The sequence below is a fragment of the Arthrobacter sp. KUASC02 genome, assembly GCF_059739395.1.
The window spans coordinates 1,948,562-1,972,456 of the sequence record NZ_AP046053.1; the positions used below are offsets into that span (position 1 = coordinate 1,948,562).

Annotated in this window: 21 protein-coding genes; 16 read left to right on the forward strand and 5 right to left on the reverse strand. The window is 67.1% G+C overall.

Annotation, left to right across the window (positions count from 1 at the left end; all coding sequences use genetic code 11):
• Positions 1-179: 179 nt before the first annotated feature.
• Positions 180-1,964, forward strand: a complete 1,785-nt coding sequence (locus AC6JAC_RS08905) for a DEAD/DEAH box helicase (protein WP_028270076.1) — start codon at positions 180-182, stop codon at positions 1,962-1,964.
• Between the two features lie 66 nt (positions 1,965-2,030).
• Here the strand turns inward: AC6JAC_RS08905 and AC6JAC_RS08910 are convergent, their stop codons facing one another.
• Positions 2,031-2,678, reverse strand: a complete 648-nt coding sequence (locus AC6JAC_RS08910) for an isochorismatase family protein (RefSeq protein ID WP_028270075.1) — start codon at positions 2,676-2,678, stop codon at positions 2,031-2,033.
• The gene (locus AC6JAC_RS08915; RefSeq protein ID WP_028270074.1) at positions 2,678-4,006 is read right to left on the reverse strand and encodes a nicotinate phosphoribosyltransferase; all 1,329 of its coding nucleotides are present in this window, start codon (positions 4,004-4,006) and stop codon (positions 2,678-2,680) included. The genes AC6JAC_RS08910 and AC6JAC_RS08915 overlap by 1 nt, the downstream gene beginning before the upstream one ends.
• A 37-nt stretch (positions 4,007-4,043) precedes the next feature.
• Here AC6JAC_RS08915 and clpS point away from each other — a divergent pair, with 37 nt between their 5' ends.
• From clpS to rdgB, 6 genes are all read left to right on the forward strand, one after another.
• Entirely contained in the window at positions 4,044-4,412 is a 369-nt protein-coding gene (clpS, locus tag AC6JAC_RS08920; RefSeq protein WP_028270073.1) for an ATP-dependent Clp protease adapter ClpS, read from the forward strand.
• Positions 4,405-4,971: a DUF2017 domain-containing protein gene (locus tag AC6JAC_RS08925; RefSeq protein ID WP_347895545.1), complete on the forward strand. Its 567-nt coding sequence runs from the start codon at positions 4,405-4,407 to the stop codon at positions 4,969-4,971. Before clpS ends, AC6JAC_RS08925 begins: the two co-directional genes overlap by 8 nt.
• A 76-nt stretch (positions 4,972-5,047) precedes the next feature.
• Positions 5,048-6,103: a glutamate racemase gene (murI, locus tag AC6JAC_RS08930; RefSeq protein WP_454698868.1), complete on the forward strand. Its 1,056-nt coding sequence runs from the start codon at positions 5,048-5,050 to the stop codon at positions 6,101-6,103.
• A complete protein-coding gene (locus AC6JAC_RS08935) occupies positions 6,100-6,897 on the forward strand; it encodes an MBL fold metallo-hydrolase (protein WP_028270070.1) in 798 nt (265 codons plus the stop codon). Before murI ends, AC6JAC_RS08935 begins: the two co-directional genes overlap by 4 nt.
• A gap of 113 nt (positions 6,898-7,010) precedes the next feature.
• Entirely contained in the window at positions 7,011-7,769 is a 759-nt protein-coding gene (gene rph / locus AC6JAC_RS08940; protein ID WP_028270069.1) for a ribonuclease PH, read from the forward strand.
• Positions 7,766-8,452: an RdgB/HAM1 family non-canonical purine NTP pyrophosphatase gene (gene rdgB, locus AC6JAC_RS08945; RefSeq protein ID WP_497964344.1), complete on the forward strand. Its 687-nt coding sequence runs from the start codon at positions 7,766-7,768 to the stop codon at positions 8,450-8,452. Before rph ends, rdgB begins: the two co-directional genes overlap by 4 nt.
• Before the next feature lie 58 nt (positions 8,453-8,510).
• On the opposite strand, the gene AC6JAC_RS08950 is transcribed toward rdgB, so the two are convergent.
• The gene (locus tag AC6JAC_RS08950; RefSeq protein WP_043437936.1) at positions 8,511-9,281 is read right to left on the reverse strand and encodes a VTT domain-containing protein; all 771 of its coding nucleotides are present in this window, start codon (positions 9,279-9,281) and stop codon (positions 8,511-8,513) included.
• A gap of 140 nt (positions 9,282-9,421) precedes the next feature.
• On the opposite strand from AC6JAC_RS08950, the gene AC6JAC_RS08955 reads away from it, so the two are divergent.
• Together AC6JAC_RS08955 and AC6JAC_RS08960 are read left to right on the forward strand one after the other, a co-directional pair.
• On the forward strand, positions 9,422-10,438 hold the full coding sequence (locus AC6JAC_RS08955) for a 3'-5' exonuclease (protein ID WP_028270066.1): 1,017 nt from the start codon (positions 9,422-9,424) through the stop codon (positions 10,436-10,438).
• Between the two features lie 61 nt (positions 10,439-10,499).
• Positions 10,500-11,060, forward strand: coding sequence for a DUF4395 domain-containing protein (locus AC6JAC_RS08960; RefSeq protein ID WP_497964347.1), 561 nt, complete (start codon positions 10,500-10,502; stop codon positions 11,058-11,060).
• Between the two features lies 1 nt (position 11,061).
• On the opposite strand, the gene AC6JAC_RS08965 is transcribed toward AC6JAC_RS08960, so the two are convergent.
• Positions 11,062-12,207: an ADP-ribosylglycohydrolase family protein gene (locus tag AC6JAC_RS08965; protein WP_497964349.1), complete on the reverse strand. Its 1,146-nt coding sequence runs from the start codon at positions 12,205-12,207 to the stop codon at positions 11,062-11,064.
• Between the two features lie 211 nt (positions 12,208-12,418).
• Between AC6JAC_RS08965 and AC6JAC_RS08970 the strand changes: the two genes are divergently transcribed.
• From AC6JAC_RS08970 to AC6JAC_RS08985, 4 genes are all read left to right on the forward strand, one after another.
• Complete coding sequence (locus AC6JAC_RS08970; protein WP_028270063.1) at positions 12,419-13,378, forward strand: MIP/aquaporin family protein; 960 nt, start codon at positions 12,419-12,421, stop codon at positions 13,376-13,378.
• A gap of 61 nt (positions 13,379-13,439) precedes the next feature.
• A complete protein-coding gene (locus tag AC6JAC_RS08975; protein ID WP_497964351.1) occupies positions 13,440-14,612 on the forward strand; it encodes an exonuclease SbcCD subunit D in 1,173 nt (390 codons plus the stop codon).
• Positions 14,609-17,695, forward strand: a complete 3,087-nt coding sequence (locus AC6JAC_RS08980) for an AAA family ATPase (protein WP_497964353.1) — start codon at positions 14,609-14,611, stop codon at positions 17,693-17,695. Before AC6JAC_RS08975 ends, AC6JAC_RS08980 begins: the two co-directional genes overlap by 4 nt.
• A gap of 179 nt (positions 17,696-17,874) precedes the next feature.
• Positions 17,875-19,305, forward strand: a complete 1,431-nt coding sequence (locus AC6JAC_RS08985) for an MFS transporter (RefSeq protein ID WP_497964355.1) — start codon at positions 17,875-17,877, stop codon at positions 19,303-19,305.
• Positions 19,306-19,324: 19 nt separating this feature from the next.
• On the opposite strand, the gene AC6JAC_RS08990 is transcribed toward AC6JAC_RS08985, so the two are convergent.
• A complete protein-coding gene (locus AC6JAC_RS08990; protein WP_497964357.1) occupies positions 19,325-20,059 on the reverse strand; it encodes an IclR family transcriptional regulator in 735 nt (244 codons plus the stop codon).
• A 158-nt stretch (positions 20,060-20,217) separates the two neighbouring features.
• Between AC6JAC_RS08990 and AC6JAC_RS08995 the strand changes: the two genes are divergently transcribed.
• The 3 genes from AC6JAC_RS08995 to AC6JAC_RS09005 all read left to right on the forward strand — a co-directional run bounded on the left by AC6JAC_RS08995 (position 20,218) and on the right by AC6JAC_RS09005 (position 23,795).
• Positions 20,218-20,754 carry a flavin reductase family protein gene (locus AC6JAC_RS08995; RefSeq protein ID WP_497964359.1) on the forward strand — a complete coding sequence of 179 codons (537 nt, stop codon included), beginning with the start codon at positions 20,218-20,220 and terminating at the stop codon, positions 20,752-20,754.
• Positions 20,755-20,812: 58 nt separating this feature from the next.
• Positions 20,813-22,267, forward strand: coding sequence for a 4-hydroxyphenylacetate 3-monooxygenase, oxygenase component (hpaB, locus tag AC6JAC_RS09000; RefSeq protein ID WP_497964361.1), 1,455 nt, complete (start codon positions 20,813-20,815; stop codon positions 22,265-22,267).
• 193 nt (positions 22,268-22,460) lie between these two features.
• Entirely contained in the window at positions 22,461-23,795 is a 1,335-nt protein-coding gene (locus AC6JAC_RS09005) for an MFS transporter (protein ID WP_497964363.1), read from the forward strand.
• Positions 23,796-23,895: the final 100 nt, after the last annotated feature.

Consider the following 23,895-nt stretch of genomic DNA (forward strand, 5'->3'; position numbering starts at 1 on the left):
GCCCGCCCGGCCAGGGCGGGGCAAGACAACCATGGGGGCGCAATCCCTGCTGCGCACCTCCCGTGACCACGATGATTTTTGATGACCGGAGCAGTGCGGCTCCTCCGGAACAGATTGGTGTTTATGTTTATGTGTCTTTCGCTCACGGCTGCCGCAATGCGGGGAATTGAGGGCTCTGCGTGACCGAGACACTCTTTGGCGGGCCAACGCTGCCGCCGGCCTATCCCGAGCGGGCAGCGTGGGGAACCGCGCAGAAGCTCCGTGCGTGGCAGCAGGAAGCGCTCGACCGCTACTTTGCCACCGGTCCCAGGGACTTCCTCGCGGTGGCAACGCCCGGCGCAGGCAAGACCACCTTCGCGCTGCGTGTGGCGTCGATGCTGATCGAGGCGGGCACCGTTAACCGTGTGACCATTGTGGCGCCCACGGACCACCTGAAACGGCAGTGGGCTGACGCCGCGGCCCGCGTGGGAATCGCGATCGACCCCAACTTCAAGAATGCGGACGGGCAGCACGGCCGCGGCTTCATCGGCGTCGCCGTGACCTATGCCCAGGTTGCCAGCAAGCCCATGCTGCACCGCGCCAAGACGGAAGCAGCCCGTACCCTGGTGATCCTCGACGAGATCCACCACGGCGGCGAAGCCCTGTCCTGGGGTGACGGACTCCGCGAGGCTTTCGACCCGGCCGCACGCCGGCTTTCTCTCACGGGCACGCCCTTCCGCTCCGACACGTCACCCATTCCCTTTGTGGAGTACGCCGAGGACCGGGACGGCATCCGCCGCTCCAAGGCCGACTACACCTATGGCTACGGGAACGCCCTGCGTGACCACGTGGTCCGTCCGGTCATGTTCATGGCGTACTCGGGCCAGATGCGCTGGCGCACCAGCGGCGGCGAGGAGATGGCGGCGTCCCTCGGCGAGTCGGCCGTCACCAAGGACATCATTTCGCAGGCCTGGCGGACCGCCCTCAACCCGGCCGGCGAATGGATCCCGGCTGTGCTGGCCGGAGCGGACAAACGCCTGAGCGAGGTCCGCCGGACCGTACCCGACGCCGGCGGCCTGGTGATTGCGACCGACCACGAGGACGCCCGCGCCTACGCCGGCCAGCTGAAGAAGATCACCGGTGAATCACCCACCGTGATCCTTTCCGATGACGTCAAGGCATCCAGCAAGATCGAGGAATTCACCGCCAGCGACAAACGCTGGATGGTGGCGGTCCGCATGGTGTCCGAAGGCGTGGACGTTCCCCGACTGTCGGTGGGCGTCTATGCCACATCCACGTCCACGCCGCTGTTCTTCGCCCAGGCCGTCGGCCGTTTTGTCCGCGCCCGGAAGCGCGGCGAAACAGCGTCGGTGTTCCTGCCGTCGGTTCCGCAGCTGACCGCGCTGGCGAACTCGATGGAAGCTGAACGCGACCACGCCCTGGACCGGCCGGAGAAAGAAGACCCGGACGGCCTGTTCAATCCCGAAGACTCGCTCATGGACGAGGCCAACCGGGAGGACAAGGCGTCCGACAGCCTCACCAAGGGCAAATTTGAGGCCCTCGACTCGCAGGCATCATTCGACCGCGTGCTGTTCGACGGCGGCGAGTTCGGCACCGGCGGCGACATCGGATCCGACGACGAACTGGACTTCCTCGGCATTCCGGGACTCCTGGACGCCGAACAGGTGGGCACGCTGCTGCGCCAGCGCCAGCATGAACAGCAGAGCCGGAAGAAGCTCCGGGCGGGTGAATCTGCCGCCTCGCAGGCTGCCCCCGCTGTTCCCGATCACCGGATGCTCATGGACCTGCGCAACGAACTGGCCAAGAACGTGGCCGCGTGGTCCGCGCGAACGGGAACCCCGCACGGGGTGGTGCATACGAAACTCCGCACCGTCTGCGGCGGCCCGCCGGTGGCACAGGCCAACGAGGAACAGCTGCAGGCCAGGCTGCGGAAGCTTCAGGACTGGTTCATCGGCCGGAAATAGGCGCCCGGACCGCCAGGTCCGGAGCCCGCCGGCAACGCGGGCGGCGAGGCTCAGGCCAGATCCAGGCTAGGCAAGGTCCACTCCGCCGAGTTCCATCTCGGCGTAGGCGTCGTCGAGGTCGGCTGCGATTCCGGCCGTGAGGTTCCGGACCACCGTCACCGAATAGCCGGCCTGGACGGCGTCCAGGGCGGTGGCCATGACGCAGTAGTCGGTGGCGATTCCCACAATCACCACGTCCTCCACATCGTGGCTTTGCAGCCAGTCGTCCAGGCCGATGGCGTCCTCGTCGGCAAACGAACTGGCAGTCAATGCCTCCGCGTCCTCCAACGGCAGGGCGCCGGGCTTCCGGTCGCCTGTGGGGACCGCGTCCTCGGGTGCAAGGATGCCTTCAAAACCGGAGTAGGCTGCGGTGAACTGGCCTTTGCGGAAATAGGCCTGGATGTACTCCGTGTCCAGGTCCGGGTGCAGTTCCGCCCCGCGGGTGCCGGCGACGCAGTGCGGCGGCCACGAGTCGATGAAGTCGGGGTTCTCCGCGAAGTGGGCGCCGGGCTCGATGTGCCAGTCCTGGGTGGCCACGATGTGGTCGAACTGGCCGTGATGGGCGTCCACGTATTCGCTGATGGCCCCGGCCACGTCCGCTCCGCCTTTGACGGCCAGGGAGCCGCCTTCGCAGAAATCGTTCTGCACGTCGACAATGATCAGGGCGCGTGACATCAGTTCTCCTCGTAGACGGTGGGGATGGCCGGCTCGCCGCGCTGCAGGCGGTTGACGACTGCCGGAAGTTCCGCCATGGAGTCAATGTGCCGCTGGCGGGCACGGAACACGCCCTCGGTCCCGGTCCAGCCGGGGAGCAGTTCGCCGTTCTTGATGAACTGCTGCAGCAACTGGCGGTCATTGCCGTCGTCTTCGGGCCGGTGCCCTACTCCCACCATCTCGTGGGTGGCGACGCCCCGTTCGTTGAGCCTGCGGAGCGCGTACTTCCTGCCGCCCTTGCTCGTCTTGTTCTTGGCTGCTTTGGCAACGGACACGAATTCGCCGGAGTCGTCGGTGCGGCTGACGAGTTTGTAGACCATGCTCGCGGTGGGGGCGCCGGAGCCGGTGACCAGCGAGGTGCCCACGCCGTAGGAGTCAACCGGTGCGGACTGCAGAGCCGCGATGGCGTATTCATCCAGGTCCGAGGTGACAACGATCTTGGTGTTTTCGTTGCCGAGGTCGTCCAGCAGCCGGCGGACCCACTGGGCCTGCGCCACGAGGTCTCCGGAGTCGAGCCGGACTGCCCCCAACTTGGGACCCGCAAGGTCCACGGCCGTACGGACGGCCGTTTCGACGTCGTACGTGTCCACCAGCAGCGACGTTCCGGCGCCGAACGAGGCGATCTGTGCCTCAAAGGCTTCCCGTTCAGTGTCGTGCAGGAGTGTGAACGAGTGGGCGGCGGTGCCCACCGTCTTGATGCCGTACCGGCGCCCGGCTTCGAGGTTGGAGGTGCTGTCAAAGCCGGCGATGACGGCCGCACGGGCGGCGGCGGCCGCGGATTCCTCCTGGGTCCGCCGGGACCCCATTTCGATGCAGGGCCGGTTGCCCGCAGCGGTGATCATGCGCGACGCAGCGGAGGCGATGGCGCTGTCGTGGTTGAGCACCGAAAGGATGTAGGTCTCCAGGATGCAGGCCTCGGCGAACGTGGACTCCACAATCAGGATGGGGGAGTTGGGGAAATAGGCTTCGCCCTCGGCGTAGCCCCAGATGTCCCCGGTGAAACGGAACCCGGCCAGGTAGTCCAGGGTTTCGTCGTTGACCACGTGCGTGCGGCGGAGGAAATCGAGCTCGGGTCCGCCGAACCGGAAGTCCGCGATGCCCTCCAGCAGCCTGCCCGTTCCGGCCACGATCCCGTAGCGGCGGCCGTCGGGAAGCCTGCGGGCGAACGCCTCAAACACCGACTTCCGGTGTGCGGCACCTGAATGCAGCGACGCCTGGAGCATGGTCAGCTCGTAGTGGTCGGTGTACAAGGACGTGCGGGGATGATCCCAGCCAGCAGGGGTACTCACGAATTCACTCTAGTGCGCATCGCCCTAGAATGGACAGATGACCTTAAGCGTTGCGCTCGGCCCTGACACCCAGGAGAGCACCCAGACCGGAACAGTGACGTCCACCGACGCCCTGACGGCCCCGGACATTCCCTGGAACCTGGTGATCTGGAACGATCCCGTCAACCTGATGAGCTACGTGAGCTACGTTTTCCAGAGCTATTTCGGCTATTCGGAGCCGAAGGCCAACAAGCTCATGATGGAGGTCCATAAGAAGGGACGTTCCATCGTGGCGCACGGCAGCAAGGAACAGGTTGAGCAGCACGCCGTCGCCATGCACGGCTTCGGCCTGTGGGCCACGGTGGAAAAAGCCACCGGCGGCGGCAAAGACGGCGGATCCGGCAAGGGCAAAGGCAAACGTGGCTAAGGCATTCAAATACGGGCTCAAAGGCATTACCGGATACCTCGAACCGGCGGAACGGGAACTGCTGCGGAGCCTGATCGACGACGTCATCTCCATGCTCGAACCGGCCGAAAGCGCCAGCGAAGACCCGCTGACAGCCCTGATCGGGCTGGACATGAATGTCCAGGAACCGTCGGACCGTGCGCTGCGGCGGTTGCTGCCCAACGTCACCCGGACCGACGACGCCGCCGCCCTGGAGTTCCGCCAGCTCACCGAACGCTCACTGCGGGAAAACAAGATCGGCGCCCTGCGGGCGGCGGCGCTGGGCCTGGACACCAACGACGTGGTCCTCTCGCCCGCCGACGCCCGGCACTGGTCGCAGGCGCTGAACGACGTCCGGCTGGTCCTGGCTGAACGGCTTGACATCCGGGACGACGCCGACGCCGAACACGTCCACACAATGCAGGACTGGTCCCAGGCCGAAGACGTGGAAAGCTACCTGGCGCTGGTGTACAACTTCACCACGTGGCTGCAGGAATCGCTGGTGCAGGCCATGCTCCAGTCCATGGAACCGCGGGCCTGAGCGCTTCGGCGTGCGTGCGGCGGGCCTGACGCCAAATTGTGTGACTTATCCAACATGAGTCGGACGACACAATGTGATGGCCGCACCAACAGGGAAGCCCTATCCTCGAATAATCATGACTTCAGCATCGAGCATGGATCCGGCAGCGGACGCTGTGGCGGATTCCCCAGCGAGCAGCGCGGACGACAGCCCCATGGGCTCGCGGCCCATCGGCATCTTCGACTCCGGAGTCGGCGGACTGACCGTGGCGCGGTCCATCATCGACCAGCTGCCCAACGAATCGATCCTCTATGTGGGCGATACCGCGAACGGCCCCTACGGCCCGCTGCCCATCGCCGAGGTCCGCGCCAACGCCCTTGGCGTGATGGATGAGCTGGTGGATTCCGGCGTCAAGCTGCTGACCATCGCGTGCAACTCCGCCTCCGCCGCTGTGCTCCGGGACGCCCGCGAGAGGTACACGGCCCGCTACGGGATTCCCGTGATCGAAGTGATCCAGCCTGCGGTGCGTCGGGCTGTGGCCGCCACCAGGAGCGGCCGGGTGGGCGTCATCGGGACCTCCGCGACCGTGGGTTCCCGGGCGTACGAGGACACCTTCGCCGCAGCCCCGGACCTGCACATCACGTCCGTGGCCTGCCCGGCATTCGTCAGCTACGTGGAGGCCGGCATCACCACGGGTCCGGAACTCCTTGCCGTTGCCCGGGAGTACCTTGAGCCGCTGCGCAGCGCCGGCGTGGATACCGTTGTGCTCGGCTGCACGCACTACCCGCTGCTCACCGGTGTGATCTCCTATGTCATGGGGGAGGACGTCACCCTCGTCTCCAGTGCCGAGGAAACCGCCAAGGATGTTTACCGGGCACTCGTTTCACACGATCTTCAGCGGACCGTCGAGGCGCCGCCCCAGCACCACTTCATCGCCACCGGCGAAGCCAGCCAGTTCGAAACCCTGGCCAGGCGCTTCCTCGGTCCCGAAGTGCTCAGCGTGAAGCACGTGGACCACGTTGCCGCGCAGTACCCCACCGGCAGCCTGGCGAAGATAACGCCGGAAATGATCGCGGCAGCCCGGGCCGGCGCCGCCCGGCCGCGGATTTCCAACTTCGTCGGCGGATCCGCGGCCGGGGGAACACGGCTGTGAAACTGACCATTGTTGGCTGCACCGGTTCCTTCCCGGGTCCGGGCTCCCCGGCGTCGTGCTATTTGCTGACCGCGCATGACGGCGAGCGGACCTGGAAGATCGTGATGGACCTCGGCAGCGGGGCCCTCGGGGCGATCCAGCGGTACACGGACCTTGAGGACATTGACGCGATCTTCCTCACCCACCTGCACCCGGACCATTGCATGGACCTGTGCGGCCTCCATGTGGCCGTGCGCTGGAAGCCGGGCGGCTGGGGCCGGGACCGGATTAAGGTCTGGGGCCCGGCGGCGACGGCGGACCGGATGGCCACGGCGTACGGGCTGGAGCTGGACCCGGGCATGCACGAGGAATTCGACTTCACCAACTGGACCGAACGGCAGTCCGTCACGGTGGGACCGTACACCGTGACGCCGTTCGCGGTGAACCACCCCGTGGAGGAGGCCTACGCCCTCCGCGTCGAGGTGACGGAACCGTCCGCAGGCGGTGTGCCGGTCACCCGCGTCCTGACATACTCGGGGGACACCGACTCGTGTGCCGGGCTGGAGGAAGCCGCAAAGGACGCCGACCTCTTCCTGTGCGAGGCCGCCTTCGAGGAAGGCCGCGACGACGACATCAAGGACGTGCACCTGACGGGCAAACGCGCCGGCGAGGCTGCCGCCGCGGCAGGGGCGCGCCGGCTGCTCCTGACCCACATTCCGGTATGGACGTCGCAGACCAAAGTCATGGCCGAGGCCAAACCCGTGTTCAGCGGCGACGTCGCCGTTGCCGTGGCCGGAGTCCATTACACCGTCTGAGGCCCAACTAAGTAGCAGCAGGTGTCGTTTTGAAGGCTCAAAACGACACCTGCTGCTACCTACTTGGGTGGAACGGGTCCTGGCCGGGGCTGTGCGATCGCTAAGCTTGCAACATGACTTCTGAAGCAATTGCAACCCCCGTCATTCGTGCCGACGGCCGTACCCCTGATCAGCTCCGCCCGATCAGCATCACCCGCGGCTGGTCCAAGCAGGCCGAAGGCTCGGCCCTGATCGAGTTCGGCAACACCCGGGTGCTGTGCACGGCTTCCCTGACCGAAGGCGTGCCGCGCTGGCTCAAGGGCGAGGGCCGCGGCTGGGTCACGGCCGAATACGCCATGCTTCCGCGCGCCACGAACACCCGCTCCGACCGCGAGTCGGTCAAGGGCAAGATCGGCGGCCGCACCCATGAGATTTCCCGGCTGATCGGCCGCTCGCTGAGGTCGATCATCGACACCAAGGCGCTGGGCGAGAACACCATTGTGCTGGACTGCGATGTTTTGCAGGCCGACGGCGGAACCCGCACCGCCGCCATCACCGGCGCCTATGTGGCGCTTGCCGAAGCCATCCGCTTTGCGCGCGAAAACAAGATCATCTCCAAGAATGCACAGCCCCTCATCGACACGATCGCTGCCGTGTCCGTCGGCATCATCGACGGCATCCCCATGCTGGACCTGCCGTACGTCGAAGATGTCCGCGCCGAGACCGACATGAACGTCGTGGTCACCGGGTCAGGCAAATTCGTGGAAGTCCAGGGCACGGCCGAGGGCGCCCCGTTCGACCGCGACGAGTTGAACCAGCTCCTGGACCTTGCCCTGCTGGGTACGGAGCAGCTCGCGGCCATCCAGCGCGAAACGCTGGCGGAGGCCCCGTGACGGACTCCGCCGGGCAACTGGCGGACCCCGCCGGTCCGGTGCTGGTGCTCGCGACCCACAACAAGGGCAAGCTCCGCGAACTGCGTGAGCTGCTGCGCGGGCAGGTGCCGGGGCTCGACGTCGATACCCAGGTCGTGGACGCCGGCGCCGTCGGTGCCCCGGACGTTGTCGAGACCGGCGTGACGTTCGCGGAGAACTCCCTGCTGAAGGCCCGGGCCGTGGCCGAGGCCACCGGCCTGGTGGCCATTGCCGATGATTCGGGCCTGTCGGTGGACGTCCTCGGCGGGGCGCCGGGGATCTTTTCGGCCCGGTGGAGCGGCCGCCACGGTGACGACGCCGCCAACCTTCGGCTCCTGCTGGACCAGCTGTCCGACGTCCCCGACGAGTACCGCGGCGCCGCTTTCGTCTGCGCCGCCGCGCTCGCGGTGCCGGGGGCGGCAGCGGACGGCGGACGCGAAGTGGTGGAGTACGGCCAGCTCGAAGGATCGCTGCTGCGCGAACCGCGGGGCCAAGGCGGCTTCGGCTATGATCCGGTGCTTCAGCCAAGCGGCCTGGACCGCAGCTGCGCTGAATTGAGCCCCGAGGAAAAGAATGCCATCAGCCACCGGGGCCAGGCGTTCAGGGCCTTGCTGCCGGCCATCGTTGAGGCGTTGGCCGACCACCGCACGCGGAGCCGGTCCTAGCCGTCAGATTAACGACAGAAGGCGCCCCGCAGTGCGGGGCGCCTTCGCTCGTTCCGTGCTACATGTTCGTCTTGCGCTCGTCCTGGGGTTCGTGTTCTTCGATGAACTCATCCACCGCGTCCGTGCCGAAGTGCGCCGCCTGGCGCTTGGCGGACAGCCCGCGGAGTACTTCGATGCCGATGGGGATCACGGAGACCAGCACGATGATGATGAAGATGATGTCCAGGTTGTCGCGGACCCACGGCACGCGGTCGCCCAGCAGGTAGCCGAGCAGCGTGACGCCGCCGCCCCAGAGCACGGCGCCGATGACGTTGAAGAGGAAGAACTTGCGTTTGCTCATCTGCGCGACGCCCACGATCACCGGCACGAACGTGCGGATGATGGGAACGAAACGGGCCAGGATCAGCGCCTTGCCGCCGTGCTTTTCGAAGAAGGCGTGCGCACTTTCGACGTTTTCACGCTTGAACAGCTTGGAGTCCGGCTTGTTGAAGATGGCCGGCCCGGCCTTGGAACCGATGAAATAGCCGGTCTGGTTGCCGACGATGGCCGCAACGATGATCAGGGCCGCGAACAGCCAGATGTTGAACTTGATGGTGTCCGTGGCCACCAGGAGGCCGGCAGTGAACAGCATGGAGTCGCCGGGGAGGAAGAAGCCGATCAGCAGGCCCGTCTCGGCGAAGATGATGCCGCAGACCAGCAGCACCACCCAGGGGGCCAGCGCCGGATCTGCCAGGAAGATCTGGGGGTTGAGCCAGTCGGGGAGGAACGAGGCCAGGTGCGGCTGCACCGGTCCCGCACCCCCGAGGGTGGACACGGCAAAGTCACTCATCGCATGTAGGTTCACCCTCCAAGGTTACTGGACCCCCGGTGCCGGGCCTTCCCCGCAGGGACGTTGCGTGACCATCGACACCCGCGACAAACCGGGCCGGCGTGCCGGGGCGCGGGCCGGCCGGCGGTAAAGTTTGAGCCGTGGGTTTGGACTTTACGGCGATCGACTTCGAGACAGCCAACGGCTTCCGCGGTTCGCCGTGCGCCGTTGGGCTCAGCAAGGTCCGCGGCGGCGTGGTGGTGGAGGAAGCGTCCTGGCTCATGCGCCCGCCCGAAAACCACGACCGTTTCGATTACCACAATGTGCGGATCCACGGCATCAGGGCCGAGGATGTGGCCGGCCTGCCGCGCTTCGGCGAACTCTTCCCGGAGATCGGTGCCTTCATTGGCGGCGATGTCCTGGCTGCCCACAACGCGGCCTTCGACCTGGGCGTCATCCGGTCCGGGCTGGAAGTGTCCGGGCTGCCTGGCCCTGCCTACGACTACGTGTGTACGGTCATGCTTTCCCGCCGGTGCTATTCCCTGGTATCCAACTCGCTGCCCTATGCGGCGGAGGAAGCCGGCGTTCCGCTGGTCAACCACCACGACGCAGCTGAGGATGCCAGGGCGTGCGCGGGAATCCTCATTGACATTGCCCGGCGCAACGGCGCCGGCAGCATTGCGGAACTCTTCCTGTCCCTGGGACTTGAGCTCCCGCATCAACAGGCATTCGATCCCGCCCGTGACGGTCTGTCCAAGGCCACGCTGACTGCCCTGGGGGCAGCCGGCGGCACCGGAACAGCCGCGGCGCGGCCGTTCAAATCCGGCTGGCCCGAGGAAGGGGCCAACCCCGTGCCGAATTCCGACGCCGAACCCGGCCACCCGCTGTTCGGGCAGACGGTCGTGTTCACGGGGGAGCTTGCCATGCCCCGGCCCGAGGCCAAGGTCCTGTCGGCCGAATACGGCGCGCAGCCCGAAAGCAGGGTGACCGGACGGACCACGGTTCTGGTGGTTGGCGACGGCTTTGTGGCCTCGGATCTCCGCTCCGGCCGCCTGACCGGCAAAGCCCGGAGGGTCCTGGAACTCCACGAGCGCGGGCAGGCCATCGAGGTGCTGTCCGAAGGTGAGTTCCTGCAGATGGTGGGCGGGCAGGTTCCGGCAGCCGCCGCCTTGATCTAGCCGGCGGTCATACGGCGCAACAATCCTTCCGGTGCCGGAGGCGGGCTCCTAGCCTTGCACCATGGGCAAACTCCAGATCGACTCCCCGGCCGACGCCGTTCCTACCACTGCCGCGGCGGCAGGCGGGCGCACCGGCCTCGACTGGCGCACGGTGTTCGCATTCCCGAACCCGGTCAACGAGTATGCGGCCAGGATCACCGCAGCTTTGGTGGTCGTGGTTGCGGCCGCCACGCTGTTGACCGGCTGGGGCTGGGGACTTGCCCTCATCGCCGCCGGCTTCTGGCTGCGCGTGCTGTTCGGTCCCAGGATTTCACCGCTGGCCCAGCTCTCCGTCAAGGTCCTGGCGCCGCGTCTGGACCGGGCCAAGCTGGTGCCCGGTCCGCCCAAGCGCTTCGCCCAAGGCATTGGTGCAGGCATGTCAACCGCCGCAGCCCTGCTGCTCGCGGCCGGCCTGGCTCCCGCCGCCTGGACGCTCCTGGCCGTCCTTATCGTGGCAGCCTCGCTGGAAGCATTCGCAGGGTTCTGCCTGGGCTGCGCGATCTTCGGCTTCCTGCAGCGCCGGGGACTCATTCCGGCGGACATCTGTGAAGCCTGCAACAACATCTCCCTGAAGCGGCCCTGACTCAGGCGATGGTCACCGAGACCAGCTGCCCGGCCATCCCGCGGATGACCTCCGGGGCCTCCAGCGACTCCAGCCACGCGGCAGGCAGGCACTCCTCGCCGTAGAAGGCGCCCAGGATGTTGCCGGCGATGGAGCCGGTGGAGTCGCTGTCTCCGCTGTGGTTCACGGCCAGCGCAATGGCCTCACGGAAGTGCGCCTCGATGCCTGCACGGGACACGCCGCCGGCAGCCCCCGCTGCGGTGTCGCCGTCAATATCCCCTGCCGGGGCTGTGGCCAGCACCGCATACAGGGCGACGGCGAGGGCTTCCTCGGCCACCCAGCCTTCCCCGAGCTCACGGACCAGGTCTTCGGGGCCGAGGCGGTCTGCGGCGGCCGGCTCCTGCCGGGAAACCGCCGCGAGGTGGACGGACCGTTCCAGCCGGTCAACGAGGGCCGGCTCGGCGTCGTCCCGTCCACGGGCATCTTCGAGCACGTAGTCGGCCGCTTCCGTGAGACTTTGGCCACCCATGAGGGCGTGGATCAGGAGGCTGAAAGTTCCAGCACTCTGCCGCGCCGAACGGTGGCCGTGGGTCAACGACGCCGCGTCGGAGCTCAGCTTGTACACCGCCTCCGCCGGAATGTGCGGGATGAGGCCGAACGGCGCAGAGCGCATCACCGTGCCGCATCCCTTCGAATCGGGATTGACCGGGCGGTAAATGGTCCCCATTTCGCCGGAGGCCAGGCCGCTGAGGCAGGCATTCCCGGGCGCCCGACGGTGCTTCAGGGCTGCCTGTCCGTCGATCCAGCGCGGCTGCGGGGCTGGAGCCGAGGACGGCACCGGCACCCCTTGCGTTGCCAGCCAGCGAAGGTAGGCGAGCCACACGCAGGCGTTGGCATCGGCGGCCGTGCCCTCATTTGCCCACTCCAGTGCCTCGACGAGGCCGTCAACCGTGTACAGCGTCATCTGCGTGTCGTCCGAGAAGTGGCTGCCGGCGTCGAGCGCTGAAAAATCCTGGAGTCCCGCCGGACCGAAGCGGCTCCGGATGGTGGAAATATCATCGAATTCCACGGCGTAGCCGAGGGAATCGCCCAGTGCGCCGCCCAGCAGGCAGCCATGGATCCGGGACTGGGGCGTCGGCGCCGTCAGGCGGGAATGTTCAGTGCTCATATCTGTAAATTTACCCCGGGGACGGCATCCGGATTCCCCGGGAAGCACGTCGCGCAGTCGCCGCGGCGGTGCGTCGACCGCTAAGCTCGAATCCAGCAAGCGTCCAGACTCGGTTGGCAGAATACGTCGGACAGTACATTGCCGGGCGCACCGCCGCCCGCACGCGCACCGGGTTCACCGGCCGCGCATCGAAGCAAAGGATTTCCACACCATGACCGCCCCTGTGCCTGCACGCCCGACTCCAAGTTCCGATTTGCCTGCCGCTCCGGAGGCTTTCAAACCGGGCCTGGTTGCACGCCTGTCAGCGGAGGCCTTTGGCACCCTGTTCCTGGTGATCGCAGGCCTGGGAGTTCCGCTGTTCACGATTCCGCAGTCGAACCCGCTGTCCGCCTCGCTGGCCGCCGGCCTTGCCGTCACCGCGGCCATGCTCGCCTTCGCGTACATTTCCGGCGGACATTTCAACCCGGCAGTAACCCTGGGCAACGCCATCGCCGGCCGCATCCGCCTGCCGGAAGCCGCGGCCTACCTCGGAGCGCAGCTGGTCGGCGCCGTGGCCGGAGCGCTCGCACTGTTCGGAATCCTGCGGACTGTTCCCAAGATCGAAGACACCCGGGCCGCCTTTGACACCGTGACCGCCGGCTTTGGCGAGCATTCCATCATCCAGGCGCCCATGGCCGGCGTCCTGCTCGTGGAGGTCCTGGGCGCCGCCATCCTGGTGGCCGTCTTCCTGGGCACCACGGCTGCACGCAACACCAGCAAGGCCGCCGCGCCCTTCGCCGTGGGCCTTACGCTCGCCGTCCTGCTGCAGCTGGGCCAGGCAGTGGGCAACACGCCGTTCAACCCGGCACGGGCAACCGCCTCGGCCATTTTCAGCAACTCCTGGTCCCTTGAACAGCTGTGGCTCTTCTGGGTAGCCCCGCTGGTGGGCGCCGCCATCGCAGGGCTCGTGTTCCGCGGGTTTGCCGAAGCCCCGGCTGCTGCGCCGGCCCGCGCGCACGACGCTGGCGACGATGTGGACGACGACGAACTGGTCACCAACGACGACGATCTCGACGACGACGATGCCACCGGCGGTGCCGCTGACAGTGCTTCAGGCAGTGCTTCAGACAGTGCAGCCGGCGCCGTTGACGACGACGCCCGCGACTTCTTTGACGGCAAGCGCGGACGGTAGTTGCCCGGCCAAGCCGTGTCTGTGCCGCAAAACTGTCGGTACCCGCGGATAGCTTAAGAACATGCGGTTATTGCACACTTCCGATTGGCACCTGGGCCGGTCCTTCCACGGCGTCGGCATGCTGGACGCCCAGCAGGACTTCATTGACCAGCTGGTCGAATTCGTCAGCACGGAGAAAGTGGACGTCGTCCTGATTGCCGGAGATGTCTACGATCGCGCCCTGCCCGGCGTCGACGTGGTCCGGCTCCTGGATGATGCCCTGGTCCGCCTGACGGACGCCGGAGCGCAGGTGGTCCTCACCAGCGGAAACCACGATTCCGCCATCCGCCTGGGTTTCGCGTCGCGGCTCCTGGAACGCGGGGGAGTGCACCTGCGTACACGGCTCGCCGAACTCGACGTGCCGGTGCTGTTTCCGCTGGATACGGCGGAGGACGGTCCGCTGCTGGCCATTTACGGCATTCCGTGGCTGGAGCCGAGGCTGGTCGCCGAGCAGCTGGGCGTTGAGCCCGCCAGCCACTTCGAAGTGACGCGCGCGGCCACGGCAAAGATCCGGGCCGATGTGGCCACCCGTGCCAGCGGAAGGACCGTGCATTCCGTCGTGCTGGCCCATACGTTCGCGAGCGGCGGGATCAGCTCGGACAGTGAACGGGACCTGAGCATCGGTGGAGTCGGGGCGGTCCCCCTGGATCTCTTCGACGGTTTTGCCTACACCGCGCTCGGGCACCTGCACGGGAGGCAGTCGTTGTCGCCGACCGTGCGCTACTCCGGTTCACCCCTTGCCTATTCCTTCTCAGAGGCGAAGCACCGAAAAGGCGGCTGGCTGGTCGAAGTGGATGCCACCGGTATCACCGACGTCAGGGAGGTCCGATGGGACGCGCCGCGCGCGCTCGCGGTGCTGCGGGGCACGCTGGACCACCTCCTCACGGCCGAGGAGCACGCCTGGGCCGAGACCGCGTATTGCCAGATCACCTTGACGGACTCCCAGCGCCCCGCCCAGGCCATGGACAAACTGCGCGCCCGCTTTCCGGACACCCTGGTCCTCGGTTTCGATCCCGAAGGCGCCGCCGCCGCCACCACGACGAGTTACAGCTCCAGGCTCGCCGCGGCGGATGACGATCTGTCCATCTGCTGCGGGTTCCTGGAGCATGTTCGGGGCCGCAGCACCGATGAGTTAGAGGCGGCTGCCCTCGCGGAAGCGCTCGAAGCCGTGCGTCTGGGGGAGATGTCACGATGAGGATCCACCGACTGGAAATCTCCGCCTTCGGCCCCTTCGCCGGCACGGAGCACATCGACTTTGACCGGCTCAGCACTCATGGACTTTTCCTGCTGAACGGCGCAACCGGCGCCGGCAAGACCAGCGTGCTGGATGCCATCTGCTTTGCCTTGTACGGGTCGGTGCCGGGCGCACGCCAGGACGGAAAGCGGCTCCGCAGCGATCACGCGGATGCCGCCGCCGAACCGCGGGTCACCTGCGAGTTTTCTGCCAAAGGCCGGCGCTTTGAAGTCTCCAGGATCCCTGCATGGAACCGGCCCAGCGCCAGGGGAAAAAACGGATTTACGGAGCAGAAGGCCAACACGCTGCTGCGGGAACGCGTTGACGGGCAATGGATAGAAAAGTCCGGCCGGAACGATGAGGCCGGAGCGGAAATCAGTTCAGTGCTGGGCATGGACCGGGAGCAGTTCACCCGGGTGGTCATGCTGCCCCAGGGGGACTTCGCTGCATTCCTCCGGTCAAAGCCCTCCGACCGGCTGGAGCTGCTTCAAAGCCTCTTCGGCACGCAGCGGTTCGAAGCTGTCGAACAGCAACTGGTGCGTCAGGCGGCAGAGGCCCGCACGGAGGTGGCCGGCCTCAACAACCAGTTGGACCTGCTGCTGGCACAGGCCCGGGCTGAGGCGGCCCCGTCCGACGAGGATCTGCAGGACGCCCCGCCTGTGCCGGACGGCGCCGACCACCTTCTTGCCTGGCTGCAGGACACCGCCGCCGCCAGGGCCGGGACATTGCAGGCCGAAGCGGACCAGGCCGCGGCAGCGCGCGCCGGCGCCGCCCGGCGCCTTGAGTCCGCGGCCGCACGTGCTGCCCGACAGGCAAAACTCGCCGCCGCGGAACTGCGGAAATCGGCCGCAGACGCCGCAGCCCCTGAACTCGGTGAAAAGGCCCGGCAGCTTGGCCTCCACCGCAAGGCCGAAGTGCTCGGCGGCCAACTGCAGGCCGTCGACAAAGCGAGGGACGCCGAAGAGCGTGCATCCCGCGCCATGGCCGCCGCCGCCACCGAATTGAACGCCGCGGTTCTCGTGGACCCCGAGCTTGCCGCCTTGGCCGACGGAGCGGGCGCCACCACAAGCCGCCACGCCGGCGGCAGTGAAGGCGGACCCTACTTCGAAGCCGCAGTCCTGCGCAGCGAACTCAGCCGCCTGCGCTCCCTCCGCGCCGTGCTCGAGGAACGGCTGCCGGACGAAGCCAGGCTGTCCGGGCTGGCAGCCCGTAGCACAGAGCTTCGCAACACCCTGGAACAGTTGAGGGAGGGACGGCGTGCCGGCGCCGTGGCCCTTGAGGCGCTGCGCGTGGAAACAGCCGGGCTGCTGGCTGGTGTGGCGCCCCTCGAGGAGCTGGCTGCCGAAGCCCAGCTGCGGACCAAGGAAGCCGCCGCCGCAGAGGAACTCGTGGCCGTCGTCGGCCGGTACGCCACGGCGGCGCGGCTATGTTCGGGCGTTGACGAACGGCACCGTGTTGCCCGGGACGATCAGCAAAACCACCGCCAGCGGTGGCTGGATCTGCGGGAAGAGCGGCTCGCCAACGCGGCTGCCGAGCTCGCTTCCCAGCTCAGGCCGGACGCACCGTGCCCGGTGTGCGGCAGCCCTGAGCACCCCTCGCCGGCGCCCGCGGCCACGGCCGCGCTGGCCATCGCTGAAGCGGAACAGGCAGCCCAGGACGCTTGTGAGGCGGCAGAAGCTGTCCTCGCAACGCTGGACCAGGAGCTTGCCGAAGCCCGGCAGCAGGTCGCAATCCTGGCCGCACAGGGCGGCGACACCCCGCCGGAGGATGCCCGCACCGAAGCCGTCATGGCGAAAGAACGTGCGCGCGAGGCCGTCCAGGCGGCAGCGGAACTCGTGGCCAGCCGTGAGCGGCTGGCGGATCTGGACGAACAGGTCGCAGCCGCCGAATCCAAGCAGGCGGCCGCTGAGTCCAGCATTGCGACGACGGAGTCCACCCGCACGGCGGTCCTCGAACAGGAAGCTGCGCTGGAGGCTACGCTGCAGAAGCTGCGTGCCGGCTACCCGACCCTTGGCAGCCGGCTCACCTCACTGGATCAGTCCACGGCCCTCCTGGAACGAACAGACGCCGCGCGGACCGGTCTCGAACAGGCCATGCTGCGGAGCACGGAGGCACGCCAGCAGCTGGACCAGGCGCTTCCGGAGTCCGGATTCGCCTCCGCAGAGGCGGCCCGATCAGTCCTGCTCCCGGCCCCTCACGCCGCCACGCTAGAGGCCGCCATCCGGGCGGGCCAGGATGAAGCAGCCCGCGTCGGCGAACTCTTCGCCGGTGAGGAACTCACACAGGCCGCCCGCGAGCTGGCGTCCGACGGCCCGATTGAGCCAGGCGTGCTCGAAGAGCTCCGCGCGGAGGACACCGCTGCGGAACATGCCGCCCGGCAAGCCGTCATCGCGGCCGGACTCGCGGACAAATCCGTGCAATCCATCCGGCGGATTGCCGGGGACTACACCCGGCTGGCAGCCTCAGGCCAGGGTCCGCGGGAACGCGCGGAGCTGCTCACCGCGGTGGCCGACGCCGCCCGCGGGGCGGGCGACAACTCCTACCGGATGAGCCTGAACAGCTACGTGCTCGCGGCCAGGCTGGAGCAGGTGGCCGTCGCCGCGTCCGAGCGGCTGGTCGGAATGAGCGATGGCCGGTACACCCTGCAGCACACGGACGCCAAGGCTGCCCGGGGAGCCAAGTCCGGCCTTGGCCTCGAGGTGGTGGACCAGTGGACCGGGCACCGCAGGGATACGTCCACGCTCTCCGGCGGTGAATCGTTCATGGCCTCGCTGGCCCTGGCGCTTGGCCTCGCCGACGTGGTGCAGCAGGAGTCCGGCGGAGTCGACATCGAGACACTCTTCGTGGACGAGGGCTTCGGCAGCCTGGACGAGCAGGCACTGGAACAGGTCATGGACGCTTTGGAGGGATTGCGCGACGGCGGCCGGGTGGTCGGCCTGGTGAGCCACGTGCCGGAAATGAAGCAGCGCATCAGCACCCAGCTCCAGGTGGTCAAGGGGCGGAACGGCTCCACGCTGCACATTTCCGACGACGCCCTGGTCTGAGCCCCAGTGGCCTGAGTCTCGGGCCCGGCGCGGCGGTTCCATGCTCCACCAGTCCACGCTCCACCGGCCGGGCCCGGCGTTCCGGAGCCTCGGCTACACTTTAAGGGTTACCGGGTCGCGCGCATCGGGAGGAGGGACGATGCGCATCTTTGAGCGAACCCGGAATAATGACCACTTCAATGTTTTCGCAGGCATCCACCGCACCTTCCCCTGCTACCAGTGCAGCTACCACTGCAGCTGCCAGTGCAGCTGCCAGTGCAGCTGCCAGTGCAGCCGAAGCCGCAGCGCACCCCGCACCACACGCCAAGCAGGATCTCCCGCGCGCCCATTCGAGCCGGGGTGGCCGGTACGCCCGGCTTCCGCTGCTGGCCGGCAAGGGCTTCATCCCGCTGGGACTCTTCGCCCGACTTCCCCTGGCCATGCTGACCGTTGGCGCCCTGACCCTGGTCACGGCCGTCACGGGCTCGTACGCGGTCGGCGGAGCGGCAGCCGGGGCCGTGGGAATCGGATCCGCACTGGGAGCACCAGTGCTCGGGGCCTGGGCAGACCGGCTCGGCCAGCGGCCGGTGCTGCTGGTTGCTGCAGTCTTTAACACGGCCGCCGTAGTGGCCCTGATCCTTACCGCATACCTGGTTCCGTCCGGCCAGGATCTGGCCGCGGCTGTACCGGCCCTCGTCGCGGCTTTCGTTGCCGGAGCCAGCTGCCCCCAGGTGGGCCCGCTGGCCCGGGTCCGCTGGATGGCCCTGACCGCCCGGGGCAGCACGGCCGGGAATGCAAAGGACCTGGACGCGGCACTGTCCTACGAAAGCACCGCGGATGAACTGACGTTCGTCCTCGGCCCAGCGTTGGTGGGCATCCTTGCGAGCCTGGTCGCTCCGTGGCTTCCGCTTGCCCTCGCCGCGGCCCTGACACTCACCTTGGTGCCCGCATTCGCCGTCCACCGCACCCATCTGGCCGTGCCGCTGAGCGTGCGCCGGCGCCGTCCCGTCGCAGGCTCCGGGACAGCCAGCGCCCGCGGGAATGGCATGGCAGCCGTTGCCCTGCCATTCCTGGCCATGGTGTGCATGGGAACTTTCTTTGGTTCCACCCAGACGGGCCTGAGCTCCTTCTCCGCAAGCTTTGCCACGGCCGAACTTGCCGGGCTGCTGTACGCGGTCATGGGGCTGAGCTCGGCTGCCGCGGCGCTGAGCGTTGCCTACTGGCCGACGCGCTTTACCCTGTCGGCACGGTGGATGGTGAGTGCCGTGCTCATGGCCTGCCTCGCGGTGCTCCTACTGGTGCCTGCTTCGGCGTTCTCCATGGTGCTGGTGCTGCTCGTCCTCGGACTGCCGGTGGGCCCGCTGATGGTCACCGTATTCGCTATCGGCGGCGTTGTGGCCCCGGCCGGGCGGCTGGGAACCGTCATGACAGCCCTCGCCAGCGGCATTGTCGCCGGCACGGCGCTGGGGTCCTCCGTTGCCGGTCAGCTGGCGCAGCACCAAGGGTATTCGGCGGCATTCCTCGTGCCGGTATGCGCCGCAGCGGCGCTGTTCCTGCTGGGGGCGGCCGCCGCCGTCGTCCTCCGAAACGGCAAGGCCCGCCGCGGAACCCAACTGGCCGGCAGCCGCTAACCAGCGGCACGCCGGCGCCTTAGAGCAGCTGCTTTTCGATGCGCGCGGCGCTGGACATCAGGGCGGCCGCCACTTCAGCCGGGTCCTGCGTTGAGCGGATGTAGACGACGGCGACCGAGGCCGGGCGGCCGCCCGGCACGTTGATGGGGGCCGCCAGCGAGGAAACCCCCGCAATGACTTCATCGTGGCTGGCCGCATAGCCGCGTTTCCGGGCCTCGGCCGCCTCGGGCCGGTAGGGGATGTCCGGCGCCAGCAGGTTCCAGCCCTGCTCCGTGAGGGCGGACTGGATGGCGATCCCCGGGGCGCCGGCGCTGATCGGGTGCCGTGAACCGGGGTGCTGGACCACGGTGGCCGCCGAGTGCCGGGGCTCCACCGTCACCAGGGTGATGCAGTCCTGGTGGTCCCACACCGCGACGAAGGCCGTCATGTTCAGGGTGTTGGCAAGCTGCGTGAGCTCAGGCAATGCGGCCGACTGCAGATTGCGCGAGACGCCGCGCGCCAGGACGGCCAGTCCGGGGCCGGGCTGGACCTTGCCGGAGTCGTCCCGGACCAGCAGGGAGTGATCCTCCAGTGTGCGCAGGATGCGGTAGGCCACGGAACGGTGGACCCCCATCGCATCGGCAAGTTCGGCAATGGTGAGCGGCTGCTCTGCTTCCGCGAGAATTTCCAGCGCGCGGATCCCGCGCGAGAGGGTCTGCGACGGGGAAGCCTGGGCGGTCGCGGCCTGTGTGCCGGCGCCGGCAGTCTGAGTCATGCTGTCCATCCTAGGCCGGGTTCCGGGGCGCTCCACCCGGAGGGTCTTGTGTTGCGCCCCACTTTGGGTTAGCGTTCCATATGGGAACTATATGTTCAACTATAGAACAGTTGGGTCGTCGAGATCGACTATAGAGCAGACAATCCAAGGGATCAATGATGATTTCCACACCACGTCCGGGAGAGGCCTCCGAAGTTGCGGGCAGGACGTCTACGCCGAAGGACCACCATTTCCGCGGGAGCCTCGGCAGGTTTGCCACCGGCGTCGCGATCGTGACCTTCGACGGCGCCACCAAGCGCCACGGCATCACCGTGAACTCGTTTACGTCCGTGTCCATGGAGCCGCCCCTGGTCCTGGTCAGCATTGCCCGGACCGCCAAGGCGCACGATGAGCTTGCCGGCCGTCCGTTCACGGTGAACATCCTGGGGGCCGAGCAGCGGCACCTCGCCACGCATTTCGCCGGCCGCCCCGGGTACGAACCCCGGTGGGTGGAGGGTGCCACGGCGCCGCGCCTCGCCGGGGTCTTGGCGTACTTCGAGTGCAGGCCCTGGGCTGCCTACGAAGGCGGCGACCACACCCTGTATCTCGGCGAGGTGGCGGACTTCGACTACCGCCACGGCGACGCCCTGGCGTTTGCCAACGGCACCTACACCACCATCCCGGACCGGGAGCTGGGCATGGAGGACCTCCTCTAGCCCGGCACCCCTATCCGAACAAACCCGCTGCAGCTCAACGAGGACTGGAGGAAGAACAATGGGTATCCGCACCGGCCGGCAATACCTGGACAAGCTCAACGCCATGAAGCCCCATGTGGTGATCGACGGGGAGGTGGTCAGTGAAAAGGTCGCTGAGCATCCGGCGTTCCACAACGTGGCCAGGTCCTACGCGAAGCTCTTCGACATGCAGCACGACCCCGCGTACCAGGAGGCGCTGACATACACCTCGCCCTCCACCGGCGACCTGGTGAACGCGTCCTTCCTGGTTCCCCGGACCATCGAGGACCTGCAGCGCCGGCGCCGGGCCATTTCCACCTGGGCCGAGTCCTCCAACGGCTTCCTGGGCCGCTCAGGGGACTATATGAACTCATCCCTGACGGCGCTCAGTACCGCGGAGAAATGGTTCTCGCAGGCCGACCCCAAGTTCGGCGAAAACATCCGCAACTACTACGAGTGGGCGCGGGAAAATGACGTCCTGGCCACGCACACGCTCATCCCGCCGCAGGTCAACCGCTCCGTCTCGGGCTCCGAGCAGATGGGCGGACAGTTGTCGGCCCACATCGTCGAGGAACGGGACGGCGGCATTGTGATCAGCGGTGCCCGGATGCTGGCCACGATCGCCCCCATTGCCGACGAACTCCTGGTGTTCCCTTCCACAGTGCTGCGGGGCACCCCGGAGGACGCCCCGTATTCCTACGCGTTCGCCATCCCCAACGATGCTCCGGGCCTGCGGTACCTCTGCCGCACCTCGCTGTACAACGGCGGCAGTACCCATGACGAGCCCCTGGCCTCGCGCTACGAGGAAATGGACGCGGTGGCCATCTTCGACAACGTATTCGTGCCGGGCGAACGGATCTTCATGCTCGGCCACCCGGAGCTCTGCAACAGCTTCTACACGGAGACCGGTGCGGGCGCCCTCATGACACACCAGGTGGTCACCCGGACCATCGCCAAGAGCGAGTTCTTCCTCGGCCTGGCGTCGGAGCTGGCCGAGTCCATCGGGATCGACGGCTTCCAGCACATCCAGGAGGACATCGCCGAACTGATCATCGACGTCGAAATCGGCAAGGCCCTGGTTCGCGCATCGGAAGCTGACGCCAGCCTCAACGACGCGGGCGTGATGCTGCCCAAGTGGACCACGCTCAATGCCGCCCGGAACTGGTACCCCAAAATCGCCCAGCGCTTCCCGCAGATCATCCGGAAGTTCTCCGCATCCGGGCTGATGGCGCTGCCGGGTGAGGCCGATGTCAACAGCGGGGCCAGAGCGGACATCGACATGTACCTGCAGGGTAAGACCCTCACCGGCCCCGAGCGGGTCCGCCTGTTCAAGCTGGCCTTTGATGCCTCCATCTCAGGGTTCTCGGGCCGGCAGTCCCTCTATGAGTACTTTTTCTTCGGTGATCCCGTTCGGATGGCCGGTGCCCTCGTCAACACCTATGACCGCGAACCGGTCCGGGCCAGGGTCCGTGAATTCCTGAGCAGGCCGGACTGACCGTCCGGCCCGCCGGGTCCATGTTGCCGCCGCCCACGAGCCCGGCGTCCATGTTGGCCCAAAAGTCCTAGTGCGCTTTGTCACACATTCGAGTATCCTCATACCAACTGACCGTTCGATCGGTAATTCGCTCGGCGTCAATCCACATTCGGCAGTAGCACTACCAGGCACTGCCCACAGCCACGGAGTTCCAATGACCGCAACTTCACACGTCGATTCAGAGGCGGGTCCCAGCAGCAAGCATGAGGAACGCAAAGTCCTCGCAGGGACGCTGGTCGGTACCACCATCGAGTGGTACGACTTCTTCATCTTCGCCCAGCTGACGGCAACGCTGCTGTCCCCGCTGTTCCTGACCCCGCTGCAGCAGTCCAACCCCGGCCTTGCGCAGATTCTTTCCTTCGCGCTGATCGGCATCAGCTTCCTGTTCCGTCCGCTCGGCGCCGTTATCGCGGGCCACCTGGGCGACCGCCTGGGCCGCAAGGCCATGCTGGTCTTCACCCTCATCATGATGGGTGCGGCCACCGCCCTGATCGGTATGCTGCCGACGTATGCCCAGATCGGTGTCTGGGCTCCGATCCTCCTGATCACCCTCCGCATCATCCAGGGCTTCTCCGCCGGTGGCGAATGGGGCGGCGCGGCGCTGATGGCCGTGGAGCACGCTCCCAAGAGCAAGCGCGGCCTGTTTGGCGCCTACCCGCAGATCGGCGTTCCCGTCGGCATGATCCTGGCCACGGGCCTGCTGTACTTCCTGAACACCAGCATGTCCAAGGAAGACTTCGCGGCCTGGGGCTGGCGTGTGCCGTTCCTGCTGTCCATCGTGCTGATCGTGGTGGGCTACCTGATCCGCCGCGCGGTGGCCGAAAGCCCGGTCTTCAAGGAAATGATCGAGCGCAAGGAAAAGGCCAGGGCTCCGCTGGGACAGCTGATCAAGTCCCACAAGAAGTCCGTTCTCTACTCCACCATGATCTTCATCGGCAACAACGCGGCGGGCTACCTGCTGATCGCGTTCTTCATCTCCTATGCCACGAAGACGCTGAAGATGCCGGTCGCCGAGATCCTGCTGGCCACCACCCTGGCTTCGTTCGGCTGGCTGATCTTCACGCTCGTGGGCGGCTGGCTCTCCGACAAGATCGGCCGGGTCAAGACGTTCCTGATCGGCTACGGCATTGTGTTCGCCTGGATGATCCCGATGTTTGCCCTGATCGACACGAAGAACATCATGCTGTACGGCGTGGCGCTCTTTGTGCTCACCGTCGGCCTCGGGCTGTCCTACGGTCCGATGTCCGCCATGTACGCCGAAATGTTCCCCGCCAACGTGCGCTACTCGGGCATTTCCATCGGCTACGCATTCGGTGCCATCCTGGGCGGTGCGTTCGCGGCCACCATCGCCGAGTCGCTGATGCAGAGCACCAAGTGGACCGGCTCCATCGGCATCTACATCATGATCCTGTGTGTGATTTCCGCAGTCGGTGTTCTCCTGGCCGGCGAAACCAAGGGCCGCCCGCTGGGCGTCAGCAGCCACCACTAGGCGGCAGGCTGACAGTGCAGCCTTCCTGACAGTGCAGCCTTCCTGACAAGCACGACGGCGGGCGCGGACCACTTCGGTCCGCGCCCGCCGTTTTTGTGCC